This window comes from Chryseobacterium sp. PTM-20240506 (genome assembly GCF_048296755.1).
Lineage (GTDB): Bacteria > Bacteroidota > Bacteroidia > Flavobacteriales > Weeksellaceae > Chryseobacterium > Chryseobacterium proteolyticum.
Map to the genome: position 1 here is coordinate 4,675,179 of NZ_CP182581.1, position 19,371 is coordinate 4,694,549.

Below are 19,371 nucleotides of genomic sequence, written 5' to 3' on the forward strand. Positions count from 1 at the left end.
CGTTTTTATATTTCCATTTTAAATAATTGAATTCTGTTTTAAGGTCTAATTTACTGAAAACAAACAACTAATAAATAGTTGAATTGATTGAATTTATTCTATTGATAGTGGTTGTTACTTGAAAATTTTCTGGATAACATTTCCGATTTCGATGAAATCCCTGTGATTTCCGAATGATCTTTTTTCAGGACTGTTTTTGTCATATTCTGAAAAAGGATAGATCAGAAGATAATTGTTTTCTTTTAGATTTTTGTTGAGAAGTTCCGGCATGAGCCTCATTTGAGGAATATAGGATACCATTCCTCTTTTAGCCATAAACACAATAAGGGCTTCATCCTCTTTTAGTCCCGCAGCTGTTTTTTCACCGTCATGCCAGGTATTCATAATGATAAATTCAGCTTCTATATTGGCTTTTTTGATGATCCTTTGTAAAAGATCAATAATACTTTCAGGAGCATAAAATATCATGGTTGCTCCTGAATTCCGGGCAATATTCCATACCCTTAAAAGAGCATGAAAAAAGCCGGCTTCTTTATCTGAATTTTCAGGAATCATCACTGCATATTTTTTTATTGTAGAAACAGGCTGGGCAGCATGGTATACCAGTACGTTCACGTGATCATTCTGAAGGTAGCCATTATAAAGATTGTAAACGAAGGAAGGAGAAAAACCTTTTTCATCTTCAAGGCCGATAATAAGATCCGTTATTTCCTGCTCTTTGATCACATTATTAACGCCGTTTACAACATCATTATCATATCTTTTCAGAGGTTGCAATTTGACATCGGCCGATGCTGCGGCATCTGTAGCCTGGTGGAGTAATTTTTCGGCATTTTTTACAGAAGACTCATTTTTATCTTCATTGATGACGTTCAATGCAAAAAAGTCTTCAGTATTGGAATGTGCCTTAATCAGAATACCCAGATTGACCATTCGCTCTACAGTTTCCTGATGATTGATGGCTAATAGCAGGCTTTCCTCCTCATGGCTGTTTCCGGATACCGTATCTTCATTATCCGTTTCTGCGATTTTCTGTGCACTGGCCATAGATACAAATGAAGAAATGGTACATGAAATAAGGATAAGTAATATACTTCCGTTCAATACATGTTCATTCAGTAATCTTACAGGTTCTCCTGTTTCCGTTTCGGAAACAATGATGTTGTATCCTACCATTACTGTAGCTAATGTAGCAGCTGCAGAAGCTGAACTTAAACCAAAGATCAGTTTACCTTCTTCTTTTGTAAACCTGAATGTCTTTTGGGTGATCACGGCTGAAATATATTTACCACCGATTGATGCGACCAACATGATCGCTGCAACTTTAAGGGTTTCAAAACTTTTGAAGAATACGGTAAAATCGATCAGCATTCCCACACTGATCAAGAAGAAAGGGATAAATATCGCATTCCCTACAAATTCCACCCTGTTCATGAGGGAAGATGTATGAGGAATCAGTCTGTTTAATGCAAGCCCGGCAAAGAATGCCCCGATGATGGCTTCAATGCCGGCTAATTCTGCCAATAGTGCCGCCAGATAAATCATCACCAATACAAAAATGTACTGGGATATTTTATCATTTACTTTTTTGAAAAACCATCGTCCAATAATAGGGAATAACAATAGAACGATCAGGCTAAAAAGTATAACAGATACGGATAACTTTACCCAGAAAGAAGTTCCCACGTCTCCCTGGACCATACCTACAACCACAGCAAGTACCAATAATGTGGCAATATCGGTGATCATTGTTCCGCCTACGGTAATATTTACAGCCCGGTTTTTTGCAATTCCAAGTTTACTGATTAAAGGATAAGTGATAAGGGTTTGAGACGAGAACAAACTGGCGAATAAGACGGAAGTCAGTACCGAAAATCCCAATAAATAATACGCTCCGACAAATCCGAGTATAAAAGGAAAAATAAATGCATAAGCTCCATATCCGAGGCTCTTCCATTTGTTTTTCTTAAAATCACCCATATCAATTTCCAGTCCTGCGAGAAACATAATATAAAGAAGTCCTGTAGTTCCCGTAACTACAATACTGCTATCTCTCGCCAACAGATTGAATCCATTGGGTCCGATTACTGCACCTGCGATAATAAGGCCTAACAGATGGGGAACTTTAATTTTATTCAGAAGTAATGGAGCTGCCAGAATAATGACCAGGACCAATAAAAATTTTAATACAGGATCTTCAATAGGGAAGCTCAGGTTGTGTATGCTCAGTAAAATCATAAATGTGTTTTATTTGGACGAACGCGTTAATTCTACAGAAAATTTTGCAGTACAATTATTATCTGTTATTACAGTTCTTGTTCCTCTTATCTTAGTGTCGGAAATATCATTGAGAAGAATATTCATTTCTACTTTCTTTTTGGCAGCAGAATCTGTTTTGAAATTCAGTTTGATCTCATTGTTTTCAAACTTTCCGGAATACAACCTGATAAGATTGTTATTGTTGATGATTTTAGCCACCAATTGAGTGGAATCACTGTCGAATTCCCAGGTATCTGTTCGCTGATCTCCAACAACATAATCATTACAATTGGATTCCGTGCAGATCACTTTGCCGTTCCAATCTCCGGAAATTTCTTCCGGCCATGTCATTACTTTGGCAGAGTCCTTTCGGGTAAAGATGCTGTCACGCATTTTAATTAAGGCTTGATATTCAGATTCTTTGTGGGCAAATAGCTTTTCTTTTTCCAAAAGCTGCTGCTCTCTTTCCAGCAGGTCTTTTTCCTTTTGGCGATTATCACAACTTAGAAGAAGCAATGGGACAATAAATAAAATCAGCAGAGTGTTTTTTAGCATATCATAGAAATTGATCTAAACAAGATAGGGAAAAAAAATAAAAAAAGAGATGTGAAAGTGGATAAATAGAGATATATTCTGTTGGATGAATAATGAAAATAGGAAGCAATCATAATATGAAAGTTCCTTAATGTACCGATAATCAGGGGTTGAGATAGGTGTCCCGTGTTTATTGAATTCTTTGTTTTTTAAACATGGCTGGGTTGTAGTTAATTATGAACACTCCCAGAATAATTAATATTGCTGCCACAATAAATTTAACAGAAATACTTTCATCAAGGATCAGCCAGCTTAAAAAGATAGAAATAATGGTATTGATATAGGCCAGAATAGAAACCTGAACCGGTGAAACCTTTGTCAAAGCATAATGATAGGCAAAGAAGGCTGCAACAGAGCCGAAGATGGAAAGGTAAAACATGGCTGAAATACTTTTGAAACTCCAGTTTTCGAAGTTATAATCGTCAGAAAATAAGAAGGCAAAAATAATCTGGATAATTCCTGCAAAGGCAAACTGATATAAGAGATTCAACGATATATTTCCACTTTGAATGTTTAGTTTTTTTGTGAAAATGGTACCTGATGCCCAGCCTGCAATCGCGATAAGAAGAAAAACAATTCCCATGGCATAATCCGGATTGGCCAGATCTTTTATACCGTCCCAAAAGATAAAAACAATACCACCGAAAGACATCAGAATTCCTACGACAGCCCTGAGGCTGAATTTTTGTATTCCCACAGCCACACTGCCCATAAAAACCAGAATAGGAGAGCAGGCGCTTATCAGAGAGGTCACACTGCTTGTTACCGTTTCTTCAGCAACAGTGGTCATTCCATTGGCAATGATCAGCATAAGTGACGAAAAAACAATCTGGTATTTCAGGTTTTTCCATCCGATCCATCGTAATTCTTTTCTGTATAAAAGGACAAGGAGCATAATTAATGCTGCAAGAGATTGTCTTATTCCCGCGACAAACCAGGCTGGAATCGTTTGTACTGCCACCCGAATCGATAAAAAAGTCGTTCCCCAGACAATAGCTACAGTAAGAACAGCAAGTGTAAGTTTATAATCTTTCAAAATATTAGTGAAATGGTATACAAATATATCTTATTTAAGTATAATTATAAAACGTGATTTTGCATGTTGTTTGTAATCAGTTGATATATTCAGGGTTAAAATTTTTTCAGATCAGATTATCCAGGGATTTATAGATAGTTCAATTTTAGAAAACAGATTTTAATTTTTATCTTTGAAAATCTAATAAAATTGAAGATGGTAGGAATTATCATGGGAAGTCAAAGTGACTTACCAATTATGGAACAAGCTGCAGGCTTTTTGAAAACTCTCGAAATCCCTTACGAGCTTACTGTGGTATCTGCTCACAGAACGCCCGAAAGAATGTTTGATTATGCCAAAACAGCAAAAGAAAGAGGTTTGAAAGTTATCATTGCAGGGGCCGGGGGAGCTGCCCATCTACCAGGAATGGTGGCTAGCTGTACTACTTTACCTGTAATCGGAGTTCCTATTTTATCCAGTAATTCTATTGACGGGTGGGATTCTGTACTATCCATCCTTCAGATGCCGGGCGGAATCCCTGTAGCAACTGTAGCATTGAACGGAGCTTTAAATGCGGGAATCCTTGCTGCTAAAATTTTAGGAAGCGGAAATGAACAGGTGGCGGAAAAACTACAGAAATATCAGGATTCTTTAAAAGATAAAGTACTAGGAACTGTTGACGATATTAAAGCTCAGCACCCCAACGAGTATGATAAATAAAAATACGCGTTATAAAAAAGCCTCACTTTATTACAAGTGAGGCTTTTATTTTACTTTTTGATCAGCTTAAACGATTCTGTTTTATTCTTCGTTGTAATCTGTAGTATATAATTTCCTTTTGTCAGTGAGCTTATATTAATCATGTCTGTATTCAGAGCATTCTGTTGTACCAATCTTCCGCTGGCATCCAGAATTTTATAACTTTTGAGCTCGTGGGCATGCCTTATATGCAGGTTATCTTCTGCGGGGTTAGGATATATAGATAAGCTTTGGCTGTTGGTGTGGATTTCTGAAGTTGACAACAAACAGTTTCCTACTGTATCTCCTGTTATATTCCAGCCCTTACCAATAAGAATGTTTCTTTTAGAAGCAGCATTGGAAGCATATTGTAAAGGCGTTACTGAAACAAGAGGAATATTATTAGGAGTAACAGGATTATCTGCCCATCCGGAAAGGGTTTTGCTGTAATTATCGCAATTTAATCCTGAACCTGTAAGCATATTGGTAGCATCGGTTAATGAGCTGAGGTTCCAGTTGCCTAAAGACCGGTTAAAGCTTGTGGCGCTTGTTAACATAAATCCCATATGAGTAACTTGGGAAGTTGCCCAGTTAAGAGGTTGATTGAAAACAGTACAGCCGTGAAACATATGAGCCATATTGGTTACAGAGGAAGTATTCCATCCGCCAATGTCTTGATTGAAAACAGGAATAAAATGGAACATAAAAGACATATCTTTTACTTTAGAAGTATCCCAGCTGTCTAAACGCTGATTAAAATTCAGGCAAAGAGCAAACATCCAGCCCATATCTTCCACATTCGAAGTGTTCCAATTATTTAAGGGTTGATTAAATACCTTTCTTCCGGAAAACATATTATTCAGATTTTTAGCTGATGACATATTCCAGGTACTCAAATAAGGGGAATTAAACTGATCTATTGCCTGCACATAATCTCCCATCCTTGCAAACATAAATTTAAAATCCTTTATAGTTGAGGTATTCCAGTTTTGCATTGAACTTGCCCCTAAAAAATCATGGGCATTATAAAACATGAATGAAGCATCCGTTACATTAGTGAGGTTTGGACTGTCGGTAGCCGTGAGCTGAAGCAATCTGCAGTGCGCAAATGCAGTATTCATAGAGGTCCATTGAATATTTCCCCAATTTTCTATTTCAGTTATTTTATCAGAATTTCCGAATATATCCCACATGAGAATATATGAGTCTGCTACATAAATGATCTGGCATTCTCCAAATCGTATCTGTTTAAATATGCCATTTCCGTTGCTTACTTTTACTCGATAAGAAGCGCTTGCCGTATCAGGATTTAATGAAGTTCCAAAGTCAATCAATACCTGCTTCGTAGAGGTAACATTATTCATAACCCCGTTATGCTGAGGATAGTTTACTTCTTCCCAGCTTATTGTGTAATTCTCACCGATTCCCGGAAACCATATCTGATTAGTGGACGCGGCATAAGGAGCATTTACATCAATAAGAGGCATTGTGTCGGGCCTGTTGGGTTGCCAGATCGTAACAAATTCATTTTGTGCTTTTATCATTTGCCCTAAGAGTAAGAATAAACCTAGGAGGATAATTTTTTTATACATACGGATGGATTATGATATTATTTCTTAATAAATTTAAGTGAACTTGCCATGTCTTTCGAAATGATCTGAAGGATATAGTTTCCTTTGATTAATGAGTTAACGTCTATTTTTTGATTATTTATCATACCCTGAAGTATTATTCTTCCTGCCATATCCATTATTCTATAATTACCGGAATCTTTCATATTTCTGATGTAGATAAAGTCCGTTGCGGGATTTGGATAGATACTGATCTCGTTGAGAGGTAACGCATCTGATGTGGATAAAACAGACTGGCATTCTCCGTTGTAAGTATCTCCGCTGATCGTCCATCCTTTATTATTGATAAGATTATTTCTGGCATTGACAGCAAGCGGGTTGGAGTAAACCAAAGGTGAAGTATTTGCAAGGTTGATATTATTAGGGGTTGTGGGCTTCAGGTTCCAGCCGTAAAGGGTATTATCGTAGCTTTGACAATTCAGTCCTGAGTTTTGTAGCATGTTTATGGCTGAGGTAAGAGAGCTGATGTTCCATTGTCCAAGATTTTGATTAAAATGAGTGGCTCCATTGAACATATTGTTCATGTTGGTGACAAGTCCTACATTCCAGTTTCCTATATTCTGATTAAAATTCTTTGCATCTTTAAACATATTGTGCATCCAGACTGCTTTGCTTACATCCCAGTTTCCAATATCCTGATTGAAGCTGGTAGCCCCATTGAACATATCGTTGATATAGACTACATTGCTTATGTTCCAGTTTCCGATGTTTTGATTAAAACTGGAAGCTCCAGCAAACATGCCCTCCATAATGGTGGCACTCGAAGTATCCCAATTGCTGATATCCTGATTGAAATCTTGTGCCTGGTTGAACATACGGTCCATTTCAACTACTTTTGAGGTATTCCAGTTACCAATAGGCTGGTTGAATTTTTTAGCACCGGAAAACATAAATTCGCAATCGATAGTATTGGAAAGATCCCAATTTCCGATCGGTTGATTAAACTCCTTAGCACCACTGAACATGGCGGTCATGTGGTTTACCTTAGAGGTGTTCCAGTTCGCCAGAGATTGGTTGAATACCAAAGCAGAGCTGAATGTTATTCCCATCATGGTAACGTTTGAAGTGTCCCAGTTTCCAACAGGCTGATTGAAAAGAAAACAACCTGCAAATGTACTTAGCAAAGTGGTTACATGGGAGGTGTTCCAATTATTGAAAGAGGGATTTCCTATCAAACTATAATTACCTAAGAACATATTGGACATATCTGTAACGGCTGAGAGGTCTGGAGTGTCTGTGGCAGTTACATCGAAGTCTCTGCAACCCTGAAATGCCTGTCCCATAGAAGACCAGTGGATGTTTCCCCATTGTTCCAATCTTACTATTTTATGCACATCACCTATCAGGCCATCACCATTAAACATATCCCAGTTGGAAAACCGGATCCTATGAAAATTACCAGTGCCATTAGTTATTTTTAAACGATAAGTTGCGTCTGCTGGATTAGGGTTTAAAGGGGTCCCAAAGTCGATCAGTACTTGGTAAGTAGAGTTGAGATTGGTTAATGTGGCATGGTGTGCCGGGAAACCAATTTCTTCCCAGTATACCTGAAAATCGGTTCCTACAGCAGGAAGCCAGATCTGTGTATCTGTAGAAGCTACGGATATCCCAGTATATTGTGTTGCATAACGGGGAAGGCTTGGTTTCCAGACGGTGATAAATTCATTTTGAGCTTTTCCTGACTGAAAGAAAAGAATAAAGAGAAAGAATAGGATTGTTTTTTTTAGCATGAGAATTAGTTTTTGATTAATTTTAAAGATTGGACCTTATCTTTTGTAATGATTTGTAAAATGTAATTTCCTTTAATTAAAGAACTGATATTGATTTTTTCATCGTTTAGGAGGTCCTGAAGCATTATTCTTCCACTCATATCAAAAATTTTATAAGTATTAAAACCTTTTACATTCTTAATATAAATGTAATCCGCTGCCGGATTTGGATAAATACGGATTTCATTTTGAGAAAGAACTTCGGATGTTGATAAACTTACACATTCAGTATTGTAGTAATCACCAGTTATGGTCCATCCTTTTGTATTGATAAGATTATTTCTTGCATTGAGTGCGGGCTGAGATGAGTAAGCCATTGGAGAAACATCTCCGATTATCAGATTGTTGGGAGTTGCCGGATTATTTGCCCAACCCATGAGAGTGTTATTATATTTTTCACAGCTTAGTCCGGAACCGGTAAGCATCCCTGAAGCGAGCACTAAAGAATTCAGATTCCAGTTTCCAAGACTATGATTAAAGTTCGTTGTTTTGCCAAGTATTGCCCTCATATCTGTTACCTTTGAGGTGTCCCAGGAAGAAAGATCCTGGTTAAAGGCATAGCATTCGTGTAGCATATGGATCATAGTAGTTACCTTTGAAGTATTCCAGTTTCCGATAGGCTGATTGAAAAAATCAAGATAATGAAACAGCCAGTTCATATTGGTTACATTGGCCGTATTCCAGCTTCCGACAGGTTGGTTAAAATTTGTGGCTCCGGCAAACATGTGGCTCATATTGGTAATACCCGAGGTATTCCAGGTGTCAAATGCCGGTGTTCCTGTGAGTGAGGTACAATTGTAAAATAAGCCATAAGTACTTGTTATTTGAGACAGGTCAGGTGCATCTGTTGCAGTAACATTCATATGGATGCATTCGCTGAATGCCCATTCCATATTTTCCCAGATAATATTTCCCCATTGTGAAACTTCCAGAATTTTTTCTTTGTCACCATTATATTCTAAAAATATGGGCCATAGTGTGGTAGATACATAAACACCCTCAGGAAACCGGATTGCCTGAAAGGTACCATTACCATTACTAATTTTCACTTTATAGGTTGCGTTAGCAGGAGTGGGGTTTTGGGGATCGCCAAAGTCTATTAAAAATTGTTTTAAAGCCGTAACGTTTTGTAAAATTCCATTGTGCTGAGGATACCCTATTTCTTCCCAATAAACGTTGAATTGGTTGCCTTTGCCGGGAAACCATATTTGATTGGACGTTGAAAGTGAAACTCCTGTTATATTGGTACTGGTATTACCAGGTTTCCATATGGTAATGAATTCATTTTGTGCCTTTCCGGATTGAAAGAAAAAGCTGAAGAGAAGGAATAGGATTAGTTTTTTTATCATATGGATCGTTATTTTTTGATGAATTTTAAAGATTGGACCTTATCCGCGGAAGTAATTTGTAATAGATAATTTCCCTTTATTAAAGAACTTACATCGATTTTTTCATTATTTAAAAGTCCCTGAAGGATCATTCTTCCTGCCATGTCAGTTATCCTGTAACTTCCGGAACCTTTTATATTTTTGATATAAATAAAGTCGCTGGCAGGATTGGGATAAATGGAAAGATTATTGAGAGGTATTTCAGAAATTCCTAATCTGCACTCTCCCTGAGTATCACCATTAAATACCCAACCTTTATTGATAAGTACATTTCTTTCTGGTACTACATCCGAAGAATACATTAATGGTGCAGTAGAAATCAGGTTGATGTTATTCGCCGTATTTGGGTTATTGGCCCATCCTGCGATGGTTCTGCTGTAATTTTCGCATTTTAATCCGGAATTCGTCAGCATCTGGTCTCCAATAGTCAGGGAAGCCAGGTTCCAGTTTTCTAAAGATTGGTCAAAGCTTGTTGCATCACGAAAAGTGAAAAGCATTGTTCCCACCAACCCTGTATTCCAGCTTCCTACAGGTTGATTGAAGGCAGAGGCACCTGTAAATAGCATCTCCATGGTAGTTCCTTTAGCCGTGTTCCAGTTGTCTAGTGGTTGATTAAAAGAAGTACAGTTGTGGAACATGTGGCTGAAATTAGTAACATTGGACGTGTCCCAATTACCGATAGGCTGGTTAAAATCGGGGATAAAATGAAATAAATACGCCATATTGGTGACCTTTGAAGTATTCCAGTTATTCAATGGCTGATTGAATGTGTAACAATTTTCAAATGTATGGGCCATTGTGGTTACGTTCGAAGTATCCCAGTTGTTTATATTTTGATTAAATGATCTTCTGTGGAAAAACATATAGCTGATGTCTTGTGCCGAAGACATATCCCATGAACCGATGTTGAGATTGAACAGATCAACTGCTGCGGTAGCCGGAGTAGGGGAAGTGTGGCCAAACATGTATGTAAATTTTTTTATTTGGGATGTATTCCATGCCGTCATAGACGGGTGTCCTGTAAAAGCTGAATTTCCATAAAACATGAATGAAGCATCTGTTACACCTGAAAGGTTAGGTGTGTCTGTAGCGGTAAGTTGAAGCGCCCTGCAATTACTAAAGGCATTCTCCATAGAAATCCAGTTGATATTTCCCCATTGGGAAACTTCGGTAATTTTATCAATGCTGCCTACGTTGTGCCAGAGAATAGCCATGTAAGCAGTAGGGACATTTAGGATTTCAGGATCACCAAACCGGATCTGCTTAAAAACTCCGTTTCCATTGCTTACTTTTATCCGATAAGCAGCATCAGTGGTATTAGGATTTAATGATGTTCCAAAATCGATAAAGACCTGTTGTGTAGAAGTCACATTGTTCATGACTCCATTGTGCTGGGGAAAACCTATCTCTTCCCAGGTTATCGTATAATTTTCTCCGATTCCCGGGAACCATATCTGGTTATTGCCTGCCGGATAAGGAACAATAACATCCATCTGTGGAATGATTGCTGGAGTATTAGGTTTCCAGATGGTGATAAATTCATTTTGGGCGTTCAGGATGTGAAAAAAATTAATAAATAAAATAAGGGGTAAAAATTTTTTATACATATCAAGATTTTGTGAAATAAAGATAATGAAAATAATAAAATCACAAAATTTTTGAATAGTTTATTGCAGTATTTGATTTATTTTAATTTTTTTTTACCTATAAAAGCTAAAATAATAAATAATTTGAATTTTTGAAGATTAAAGGCTTTTATTCCGGAAGCCTGTTTTCCAGGTGTTTTTTGGACTGTTCCTAGCCCCGATAGAAGCGGTTACCCCGGAGCAGGGAAGGGGGTAAAGTTGGGGGCGAGGAGTATGAGCGGATAGCGGGAAATAGCTCTATAAAAAAACTCTCCTAATGTGGAGAGTTTTATGTTTTTTAAGGGATGAAATTTAATACCAATTCTGTTGGGAAGTATTGTTCATTCGTACTTCAAATTGTTCGGCAGCACCGATTGTATTTCCATTTAAATAGATCCAATCGGTACCGTTCTTTTGATATACCTGAAGGAAATATGTTTTTCCTGCGGAGGTTTTATCCTTGAAGGCAACGGTATCTCCATTTTCTATGCTTGTGGAAGTGTTTCCGTTTTTCTTTTTCACAAGGACCAGTTCCAGGTTTTTAAGGGATTTGCCAAATTTCGGGAAATAGTAATAAGCTCCTCCGTTCAGATACTCCCAATACCAGAAATTATTAATACGCTCGCTGATCTCTACCCGTACCGGACCTTCTTTGAGATCGAAATAATTTTCACCAGCCCCAAGGTTAACAAGATTGAACCATGTATTCTGATCAGGAGCAGAAGCGGATACGGTAAGCCAATCATCTGGTTTTGAAAGGTTGCTGGTAATATATTTTCCGGTAGCTACGGATCTTAAAGATACCTTATCATATATTCTGAATTTCATACTCTTTTTGGGAGATGTTTCATCCGTACTGATGGCTCCTTCTACAGGATAATGATCCGAATAATCTGTCCAGTAATAAGTGTCCTGGGTGAGATTGGTATACGTCATAAGGGTATTGCTTACGGGATCAAAAGCGATATTATGCCAGGATAGAGGAGTAAGGTGTTCGTTGGAAACGAAGATATAATCAAGATATTCCGGCTGATTCTTAGGATAAGGATAATGGTAAGATGCCATGGTGTTCGTTTGGGTATCCCATGTCTGTGAAAGACCTTTGTAGAAAGGTGCAGATACATTTAACGTTTGCAGCATGACAGGGTATTCCTGGCTGTTCTTAATAATATTAAAATCTCCGCCATACACAAGCATTTCATCAGCAGGAATTTGAAGCGCGTCCACATAAGATTTGATCATTTCCAGCTGGCTTTTTCTGATGCTGACTTCATTTCCCTGGCAGCCGGGTTGTGTAGATTGAAGATGGGTAGAAATACAATGAATCCGTTTTCCGTTTTTAATAATACGTGCGTACACAAAGCCCTTTAAAGAAAGGGCATCGAAATCACATCCTTTGGGAAAGATATATTGATTCATTATTTCAATCGGGTACTTACTGGCAATCATCACTCCACCGTTTTCCAGTCCGCCCGAGACTACTTCTCTCCAGTCTCCGGAAGTGCTATTCCAGCCTTGTTTGGTTTGGCCAAGAATAGGTGTCTGGTAAGGGAATTTTGAAGAAAGTTTTTATCGAAGTATTGTTGAAGCTGTATTGTCAAAGCATTCCTGCAGGAGTAATACATCATAATTTTTGATAAAGTCTGCCGTTCCGATTTTTTCTGCCCTTTGATTTTGCGACCATTGTGTGGTAGAGGCTACAGCGATATCCCGCAATAAGAATGTGTTGTAAGTGAGTACTTTGAGATCATTATCTCCTAAACGTGAAAATCTATCCTTCTTATTTGCCTGATCGGCAAGAGAACTATTTTCTTCAAAAGAGGTTTGTTCGCTGCATGAAATAAATGAAAGAAAACATAATAATGCAAGAAGATAGAATCTCCGGTCGAAATTTTTCATATGTATTTTTTATTTGATGGGCTAAAATACTCTATGAAGAAAAAGTAAATGTTATCTAAGTATTATATGTACATTAAGTTTGTCATGAAATAAAATTGTGAAAAGATATCTGGAATTACTTCACGAGATATAAAATAAAAAGTCCCATTATTCAAATAATGGGACCGTATATTGCGTATGATTATATCTTAATATCTGTAGTATTCCGGTTTGAACGGACCTTTTACATCTACACCGATATATTCAGCTTGTTCAGGAGAAAGAGTTTCCAGCTCAACACTTAATTTTTTAAGGTGAAGGGCAGCTACTTTTTCATCTAAGTGTTTTGGTAGTGTATACACCTCGTTTTTGTATGCTGCAGCATTATTCCATAATTCGATCTGAGCTAAAGTCTGATTAGAGAAAGAATTGGACATTACAAAACTAGGGTGTCCTGTAGCACATCCAAGGTTTACCAGTCTTCCTTCCGCAAGGATGATAATTTCTTTTCCTCCTTCTAAGGTATAAATATCTACTTGTGGCTTAACTTCTGATTTTGTATGACCATAGTTTTTGTTTAACCATGCCATATCAATTTCATTATCGAAGTGACCGATGTTACAAACGATCGCCTTATCTTTCATTTTAAGGAAGTGCTCTGCTCTCACGATATTGAAGTTACCGGTAGTCGTAATGATGATATCTGCATTATCTACAACTGTATCTAATCTTTTTACTTCATAACCATCCATTGCAGCCTGTAAAGCACAGATAGGATCAATTTCAGTAACCGTTACGATAGAACCTGCCCCTCTGAAAGAAGCTGCCGTACCTTTACCTACATCTCCGTAACCACAAACTACCACTCTTTTACCTGCCAACATTACGTCTGTAGCTCTTCTTACAGCATCTACTGCAGATTCTTTACAACCGTATTTATTGTCAAATTTAGACTTGGTAACAGAATCATTCACATTGATAGCCGGCATTACTAACGTACCGTTCTTCATTCTTTCGTATAATCTGTGTACTCCGGTAGTGGTTTCTTCAGAAAGTCCTTTGATATCTTTTGTTAATTCAGGGTATTTATCAAAAACCATGTTCGTTAAATCTCCACCGTCATCAAGGATCATGTTTAATGGCTTTCTTTCTTCACCGAAGAATAAAGTCTGCTCAATACACCAGTTGAATTCCTCTTCATTTAATCCTTTCCAAGCATAAACAGGAATTCCTGCAGCAGCAATAGCAGCAGCAGCGTGATCTTGTGTAGAGAAAATATTACAAGAAGACCATGTAACTTCAGCACCTAAAGCTACTAAGGTTTCGATAAGCACAGCAGTCTGGATCGTCATGTGTAGACATCCTGCAATTCTTGCTCCTTTTAGAGGTTGAGATGGTCCGTATTCTTCACGGATAGACATCAGGCCAGGCATTTCTGCCTCAGCAAGAGTAATTTCTTTTCTTCCCCATTCTGCAAGAGAAATGTCCTTAACTTTATAAGGAACGTATTGTGTTGTAGTACTCATATGTTAATGAATAAGTTTAAATTCAATTGATAATGAAATGCAAAATTACAATTAATAATTAAGATATAAAAACGATGGATCAAGTTCAATTGATGAGATTATACATGAATTAATATTATTTTTATTTACTCTAAATAAGCTATTTTTGCATCAATAAAATCGTTGTAAGATGAATGATAACCATGCTCAGGATAATGCTCAAAAAAAGACAAAGCCATTCACTCCCAAAGTAAAAGAGTTAATAAATAGATCTAAAAGTGTGATTTTAGCCACCGTAGATGCCGAAGGAAATTCCCATTCCAGCTATGCTCCTTTTGTACAGATAGAAAATACATTTTACATTTTGGTATCTTTTATGGCAAAACATACAAAAAATCTTGCAGAGGGAAGGAGTACTTCTGTAATGCTTATAGAAGATGAGATGGCTACCAAGCAGATGTATGCCCGTGAACGGTTAACCTTTGAAGCCAAAACATCACCGATAGAAAGAGATTCTGAAAGCTGGAATAATGCGGTAAGTCAATTAAAAGAATCTCATGGAAAAGTAGTCGATCTTATTTCCGAAATGAAAGATTTTATTCTTATTGCTTTACATCCGCTTAAAGGTTCCTATGTGAATGGTTTTGGAAGTGCTTACTTTGTTGATGAGAACCTGGAAATCCTTGAGCATAGAAATGATGTTAACCATCAATCAAAATAAATTGGAAGGTAGGAGAGGAAGAGTGTTTTTTACGATTGCCTTTTTCATTAAAGGATTTCTTTTAGTAAAACCCGACTTCATCTTCTACAATTATATGATCATTACATTTCTTTTTATTACTTTTATCCAATAAAAAACAATGCCCCTTTACCGAGATTTTTCAGATGAAACCGCTACAATTCTTATTTGGAAATATGATGAGAGCGAAGAATTACATATTAATGATCTTTTAGAACCTGAAAATGCGGAAAAAGTAAAAGATTACCATCCCAAGAAATTACTGGAAGTCTTAATGGTTCGTAAACTTTTAAAAGGATTAAAGCCGGATTCTAAAATACTCTATAAAGAAAGAGAACCTTTTCTTTCCCCAAAAGATGCGGAAATTTCAATCACCCATTCATTTCCTTTTGCAGCTATTGCCATTTCAAAAAGAAAAATCGGAATTGATATTGAAAAATTCAATCCTAAGATCATGAGGGTTATTGATAAGTTTACGTATGAAAATGAAAGAGGATTTATTCCTGAAGATCTCGCCCATACTTATTATACCATTATCTGGAGCGTAAAAGAAAGCATGTATAAGATCCATCATTCCAAATACTGGTCCTTGAAGAAAAACTATGAAGTGAAGCCTTTTCAGCTAAAAAATCTTCATAAAATAAGCTGCCGGGTGTATGATGATCAGTTTTCAGATGAGTTCAAGGCCAGGGTAGAGTTTTTTGATGACTACTGCTTTACGATTGTGGAGGAGTAGCCGCTTCGGATTCGTTCTTGTATTTCTCGATCACCTTTCTTTGCTCTTTAGCAACATCATAAATAAGCTCAAGCACATCATGGATGTTTTTCAGTTCCGTAAGATGAGATATCTTATTGGGATCGTTAACTTCTGAAGCTTCATTTTCCTCGAGCTCTGTTTTCCTTTTCAGCATGAGGTCCTCAATAGAAGAATCCTCCGGTTCCAGACGGCTTTCCATTTTAAGGGATTCATTGATTTTTTCACCATTAAGAAGGGCATAGGTCTGCTGTAACTCCGATTCTATTTTCCTGCTCCAGCTGTCAGCATCTATTTCAGGATATTTCTCGTCATTTTTAGCGTATTGCGAAAGCGAAGCTGTATAAGCCGTAACAAGATGGGAAGTTGCTACAAACTGGTGAACAACTTCCAGCTTCTTCTGCTGATTTTTGGGTTCTGAGATCATCCTCTGGAAATTGTCGGAAAGATTGGCCAGGGAAATAATCGCATTTTTACGTTTTACCTTATAGTCCTCAAGGTCAAAATTATCTTCAAGGAATTTGGAAATAACACTCTGAAAATAGATGAGGTTACTTTCTGCAGATTTTTTCATCAGATCCAGATTCTGGGTATGCTCCCAGACAGGAAGGACAATATAGGAAACAAGGAACGCAATAATACCTGCAATCATGGTATCCACAATTCTGTCTTTGAAAATAACGTCAACCTTTCCGGGGCTTAAAAAATTAAAGCTCATAAAGACATAGATCGTCATGAATAATACAGCCCAGAAATATTTACCTTTTAGTAAACTGAAGCAAAGGATCATGCTGATCAGAAGTGTGGCAAATAATATAGCATTGATGTGAACAAAGTGGAGTATGATATAGGCTATTGTAGCTCCTACAATAGTGCCGTACAAACGAAGTCCGTTTCTTTGTTTTGTTATGGAATAAGCCGGTTTTAATATAGCGGTAATCGTAATTAATATCCAGTAGGTATGGCCGATTCCTAAAAACTGAAAAAGAGAAAACAGATACCCGATCAGTAAAGCAGTCGTAATGCGGATGGCATGACGGAACTGAGAGGAAGATAGGGATATGTTGTTTCTAAGGACTTTGAAATTCAGCTTTTCTTCATTAGGCATAAACTTTCTTAGGTCTAATCCTGTTGAAAGACTTTTTGCAAGTTTTACATCTTGTGAAAAAACTTTATAGATCTCGTTGATTTCCTTTGTAATCTCGCTGATACGCATCAGGATCTGACGCAGGATCATAAAGTTTTCTAACGTTTCGGGTGTGATCTGCCTGTTCCTTAGTTCAAAATACAGGGTATTCAGTTTCTTAAGTTCCATTTCCAGATCAAAAATAGGTTTTGCACGGGTACCCAACTGTAAAGAAATTCCAATGTTTGTTATTTCTTCGGAAAGCAGGTTGAGGTAATCATGGATATTAACCAATATCATGCTGTCCTTGAAACTTTCCTGCAACTTCTGATAATCACTTTCAGAAGTCATCAGTTTCTCATGAAGGTCCATTGAGTTCAGGAACATCAGCATTAATAATCTGCTGGTCGTTGTAGATTCATTAACAATGGTTCTTGTCTTAAAAACGGTTTCCCGGGTTTCCTCCTGAAGGTTCTTGATTCCTATCTGCTTGGCAATAACCTGGGTGGTCAGCTTATCGAAATCGGGATTCTTTTGGTAATAATTTGCTTTTATTTTTAAAAATTCTGCCAGCTGGAGATAATTTTCGCCGATCATCTGGCTTGCCAGCTTATAAGGCTGAATAGTCGTAACAATAAGGAAGATCAATAAAAACCATATACAGCCTGACGCAAAGATCAGCAGACTTTTAAAAATATTGTCTCCTGTCAGATGTCCGTCGATAAAGATCGCTAGTACCACCAGGGATAAAGAACCAACGGCAGCCAGCCTTTGCCCGTATACCCCGATAAGTGAAAAAAACATGGCAAACACGATGATCTCAAGGATCACCAGTACTTTGATATGCATCACCAGGCTGGCAATAAGTGCTACAAACACAAAACAGACAATGGCAAAAGTAAGGGCATTCCTTCTTCTGATAAACGGTCCCGGCTGGTCGGTAAGAGCTACGAAGCTGGTTCCCAGGGGGAAAAGAAAATATTCTTTTAAAATTCCAAAGTGGGCGAGAACCAAACAAGGTAATACAGTGGCTAATGTAATCCTGATTGCAGAATATACATACTGACTGGTTACAAATTTTTTTAGTTCCGCCGAATAGTTCATATTACAAAAATAATTATTGACAAACAAAAAAGCCTCATAAATATGAGACTTTTCTAAACTTAAATGTTATATTTTTTAATTATCAACATTAGAAGTTTCATCTCCGATATTCCAGGTCAAACCGAAACGAAGCGTGTTATCTAAAGCTGTATTAATTTTAGACATATTGATCAGATAAGAAATATCAAGTCCGAAAGAACGGTACTTCAAACCAATACCTGCTGTTGCGAACTCTCTGGCTCCCTGTTCAGGGCTTTCGCGGAAATAACCAGTTCTTACTGCAAAAGCATTATCGTATGAATATTCCAATGCACCACTATACATGATACTGTTCTTGTTTTTGAAAGACTTTCCGATTCCCGCAATAGGTCCCACATTTGGTACCGCATACATAGGCTGTCTGGTATTAGGATCCATTCCTACGAATTCTGATCCCGGAACTAAGATTTTAGAACCTTCTACGCTGATCCCGATTTTATTAAGGTCGTCCAGATACATATCATAACCAACCCCTAATCTTGCCATGGTAGGTAGATAAGATCTTGATTCTTCATTTCCTGTGTAATCCAGTTTCGGACCCAGGTTTTGAATAGCAAAACCGGCATTCACTTTACCATCATATCCTCCGATACTTGAAAATCTTGGAGAGGTATAGTATCCTGAAACGTCTACCGCAAATGAATTGGCAGGTTTTAATGTAGTATCTGTGTTGAACCCTCCGGCTAAATCTGAACGGATGAATCTACCCGTTACAGCCATTGAGTATGAATCTGAAAGCTTTAATCCATAAGCAACATCAATAGAGAATTCATTTGGTTTTGATGTTCCCATTGAAGCTACTTCGCTACCTACTAACTGAGTCAAGTCTACCTGTCCCATGTTGAAGTAATAAATACTTGCTGAGATCGTAGATCTTTCATCCTGACCTAAGAATTTATGGAATGCACCATATAATAGAAATACGTCATTGGTTAATTTTCCCATATAAGGGGTGTAGTTAAGGCCTACGGAAGAACTCGTTCTGCTAAAAGGATATTTCGCTGCATTCCAGAATTGTGAAAATGCATCCGGAGAGGTAACGACACCCTGATCACCCATACCTCCAGATCTTGCATCTGGTGCAATTCTTAGAAATGGAGCTCCGGTCAATACAGGTCTTACCTGCCCCAGATCTTGCGAATAGCCTAAAAAACCAGCACTTAAACCAATTCCTAAAAGCAGTTTAGTAGTTAAATTCATATGTTGT

Annotated in this window: 14 protein-coding genes and 1 pseudogene; 3 read left to right on the plus strand and 12 right to left on the minus strand. The window is 37.5% G+C overall.

Translation table 11 applies throughout. The features are described 5' to 3' along the window. Nucleotides 1-114: 114 nt before the first annotated feature. The 3 genes from ACNFU2_RS20995 to ACNFU2_RS21005 form a co-directional block, all read right to left on the minus strand. Nucleotides 115-2,238 (minus strand): cation:proton antiporter, encoded by a 2,124-nt coding sequence (locus tag ACNFU2_RS20995; protein ID WP_172277226.1) that lies wholly within the window; start codon nucleotides 2,236-2,238, stop codon nucleotides 115-117. Nucleotides 2,239-2,247: 9 nt separating this feature from the next. Next, the gene (locus ACNFU2_RS21000; RefSeq protein ID WP_273647355.1) at nucleotides 2,248-2,814 is read right to left on the minus strand and encodes a hypothetical protein; all 567 of its coding nucleotides are present in this window, start codon (nucleotides 2,812-2,814) and stop codon (nucleotides 2,248-2,250) included. 169 nt (nucleotides 2,815-2,983) lie between these two features. Further along, nucleotides 2,984-3,889: a DMT family transporter gene (locus tag ACNFU2_RS21005; RefSeq protein WP_273647356.1), complete on the minus strand. Its 906-nt coding sequence runs from the start codon at nucleotides 3,887-3,889 to the stop codon at nucleotides 2,984-2,986. Between the two features lie 195 nt (nucleotides 3,890-4,084). Between ACNFU2_RS21005 and purE the strand changes: the two genes are divergently transcribed. Beyond that, complete coding sequence (purE, locus tag ACNFU2_RS21010; protein WP_306611321.1) at nucleotides 4,085-4,588, plus strand: 5-(carboxyamino)imidazole ribonucleotide mutase; 504 nt, start codon at nucleotides 4,085-4,087, stop codon at nucleotides 4,586-4,588. 50 nt (nucleotides 4,589-4,638) lie between these two features. Here the strand turns inward: purE and ACNFU2_RS21015 are convergent, their stop codons facing one another. From ACNFU2_RS21015 to ahcY, 7 genes and pseudogenes are all read right to left on the minus strand, one after another. Continuing rightward, nucleotides 4,639-6,198 (minus strand): BspA family leucine-rich repeat surface protein, encoded by a 1,560-nt coding sequence (locus tag ACNFU2_RS21015; protein ID WP_306611323.1) that lies wholly within the window; start codon nucleotides 6,196-6,198, stop codon nucleotides 4,639-4,641. Nucleotides 6,199-6,215: 17 nt separating this feature from the next. Further along, entirely contained in the window at nucleotides 6,216-7,967 is a 1,752-nt protein-coding gene (locus ACNFU2_RS21020; RefSeq protein WP_418123031.1) for a BspA family leucine-rich repeat surface protein, read from the minus strand. Between the two features lie 5 nt (nucleotides 7,968-7,972). Next, nucleotides 7,973-9,355, minus strand: a complete 1,383-nt coding sequence (locus ACNFU2_RS21025; protein WP_418123033.1) for a BspA family leucine-rich repeat surface protein — start codon at nucleotides 9,353-9,355, stop codon at nucleotides 7,973-7,975. Nucleotides 9,356-9,363: 8 nt separating this feature from the next. Then, nucleotides 9,364-11,001 (minus strand): BspA family leucine-rich repeat surface protein, encoded by a 1,638-nt coding sequence (locus tag ACNFU2_RS21030; RefSeq protein ID WP_273647361.1) that lies wholly within the window; start codon nucleotides 10,999-11,001, stop codon nucleotides 9,364-9,366. 330 nt (nucleotides 11,002-11,331) lie between these two features. Then, nucleotides 11,332-12,573: pseudogene (gene sph / locus ACNFU2_RS21035) on the minus strand (sphingomyelin phosphodiesterase); the annotation flags it as partial. Between the two features lie 15 nt (nucleotides 12,574-12,588). Then, the gene (locus ACNFU2_RS21040) at nucleotides 12,589-12,918 is read right to left on the minus strand and encodes a hypothetical protein (RefSeq protein WP_418123035.1); all 330 of its coding nucleotides are present in this window, start codon (nucleotides 12,916-12,918) and stop codon (nucleotides 12,589-12,591) included. A 188-nt stretch (nucleotides 12,919-13,106) separates the two neighbouring features. After that, the gene (gene ahcY, locus ACNFU2_RS21045) at nucleotides 13,107-14,423 is read right to left on the minus strand and encodes an adenosylhomocysteinase (RefSeq protein ID WP_273647363.1); all 1,317 of its coding nucleotides are present in this window, start codon (nucleotides 14,421-14,423) and stop codon (nucleotides 13,107-13,109) included. Between the two features lie 169 nt (nucleotides 14,424-14,592). On the opposite strand from ahcY, the gene ACNFU2_RS21050 reads away from it, so the two are divergent. After that, nucleotides 14,593-15,123: a HugZ family protein gene (locus ACNFU2_RS21050; RefSeq protein WP_273647364.1), complete on the plus strand. Its 531-nt coding sequence runs from the start codon at nucleotides 14,593-14,595 to the stop codon at nucleotides 15,121-15,123. A gap of 139 nt (nucleotides 15,124-15,262) precedes the next feature. Continuing rightward, nucleotides 15,263-15,877, plus strand: coding sequence for a 4'-phosphopantetheinyl transferase family protein (locus tag ACNFU2_RS21055; RefSeq protein WP_172277255.1), 615 nt, complete (start codon nucleotides 15,263-15,265; stop codon nucleotides 15,875-15,877). Here ACNFU2_RS21055 and ACNFU2_RS21060 read toward each other — a convergent pair. Next, nucleotides 15,858-18,125 (minus strand): FUSC family protein, encoded by a 2,268-nt coding sequence (locus ACNFU2_RS21060; RefSeq protein WP_306611332.1) that lies wholly within the window; start codon nucleotides 18,123-18,125, stop codon nucleotides 15,858-15,860. The two genes, ACNFU2_RS21055 and ACNFU2_RS21060, sit on opposite strands and share 20 nt — an antisense overlap. Before the next feature lie 75 nt (nucleotides 18,126-18,200). Then, nucleotides 18,201-19,364: a type IX secretion system outer membrane channel protein PorV gene (gene porV, locus ACNFU2_RS21065; RefSeq protein WP_172277261.1), complete on the minus strand. Its 1,164-nt coding sequence runs from the start codon at nucleotides 19,362-19,364 to the stop codon at nucleotides 18,201-18,203. Nucleotides 19,365-19,371: the final 7 nt, after the last annotated feature.